The organism is Acinetobacter sp. YH16038 (assembly GCF_013417275.1).
Lineage (GTDB): Bacteria > Pseudomonadota > Gammaproteobacteria > Pseudomonadales > Moraxellaceae > Acinetobacter.
Window position 1 is genome coordinate 1 of sequence record NZ_VPEG01000155.1, and the last position, 1,360, is coordinate 1,360.

The 1,360-nt window shown below is 32.9% G+C and carries 2 protein-coding genes and 1 pseudogene; all 3 read right to left on the reverse strand.

Annotated elements, in window-relative coordinates; genetic code table 11:
* Window positions 1-325 (reverse strand): annotated as a pseudogene (locus FTV34_RS17475) (IS701 family transposase); the annotation flags it as partial.
* 221 nt (window positions 326-546) lie between these two features.
* Window positions 547-879 (reverse strand): type II toxin-antitoxin system HicB family antitoxin, encoded by a 333-nt coding sequence (locus FTV34_RS17480; protein WP_174660750.1) that lies wholly within the window; start codon window positions 877-879, stop codon window positions 547-549.
* Window positions 876-1,124, reverse strand: a complete 249-nt coding sequence (locus FTV34_RS17485) for a type II toxin-antitoxin system HicA family toxin (protein WP_004897309.1) — start codon at window positions 1,122-1,124, stop codon at window positions 876-878. The genes FTV34_RS17480 and FTV34_RS17485 overlap by 4 nt, the downstream gene beginning before the upstream one ends.
* Between the last annotated feature and the right edge of the window lie 236 nt (window positions 1,125-1,360).

A 1,360-nucleotide genomic window follows, 5' to 3' on the forward strand; every position in this document is an offset into this window, starting at 1 on the left:
GATTAATACCCTTGACGGATCGGTGGTGTTTGCCTGACCAAAAATAGCTAACCAAGTCCATATGTTGACTATATGGTTTATCTAAAACAGTATCATCAATACTGACTATAAGTATATTATTATCAATATGTTGAATTGATTCTTGATATAGGTCGTGAGGTGTGTAGTCTTCACGCTCTAGAAAGCGATTTACACTATCATGCGAGATATTATAAGTCTCGGCAAGTTGTGTGCAGCTAATAGAGTTCGGTTCTGTCATGAGAAAGCCCATATAAATGGGTAATGTACAAGTTGCTGTAGAAGCATGTTTAATTCGTCTGATCACAGATACTTTATAAAGTATTTTAATACTTTTTTGAATCCGTCAATGCGTAAGTCCTATATAAGATGCTTCTGATTTTTTAACTTCTACATCATTTAGTCCCATAGAAGGACAAATGTTAGGTGTTTCTTAATTTTTTCTAAAATTAACATAATTCTTATTATGCGAAATTAAAAAAGGAAGCGGTATGCTTCCTTTCCTATTTTTATGTCAATTTCAATGAATTAAGCACCTAAACGCATTAACTTTTCTTGAATTGCATCGCTTACAAACTTATTCAATGAATTACTTGATGCTAAAACAGCTTTACGGTGTAGATCAGGACTGATACGCACATTAAACGTACCTTTAAAGGGTTGATCAGGCTTTTTATTTAGTTCGATACATGATTCTAAATAGCCATCTACAGATTCTTGAAAGGCTTGTTCTAATGCTTTTAATGTTTCGGCTTCATAAGTGATCAAATCACGGATAAAAGCGACTTTTCCAAACAACTCACCTGTTTCTAGGTCAGGTTCAATTGTTCCAAGATAACCTTTATATTTTAGATAACTCATAAAAATCTCTCCTGCTTGAGTGCTTGTTTTACAGCTTTCAATGCACCACCTTTGATTTCATTCTCAGGGTGTGGTCTATGCAGTAAAATCATATGTTCAGTTTTTTCATTAAAAAATCGAACACGAGAGCCTGCCATTTCAAACTTTTCATAGCCGAGCTGGCTCAGTAAAACGACTAAATCTTTATATGGAAATGTATTTTTTGAATTTCCAAGTTTTTCCAATAACTTTTCCGTTTTACCCATATTTTAGTCCCACTCTGTTCTAACTCAGTATAGTACCTTTGATTTAATTATTGCAACTAAGTTTAGTTGCAAAAATGTGGGTATTACTTATGGAACGTATAAAAATAAAGATCGTTGTAGAATAATAGCTGATATCAAGTGAATAGAGTTTTTATATGGCTGTTACTGCTGCTCAGCAAAAAGATATTGATAAAGTTTTAAAAAAATATCCTGATTGCTGTTCAATTTGCAAAGAT

What these genes read in the sequence shown, in the direction of transcription:
- FTV34_RS17485 (WP_004897309.1), bottom strand. Translation starts at nt 1,124, where the DNA reads ATGGGTAAAACGGAAAAGTTATTGGAAAAACTTGGAAATTCAAAAAAT.
- FTV34_RS17480 (WP_174660750.1), bottom strand. Translation starts at nt 879, where the DNA reads ATGAGTTATCTAAAATATAAAGGTTATCTTGGAACAATTGAACCTGAC.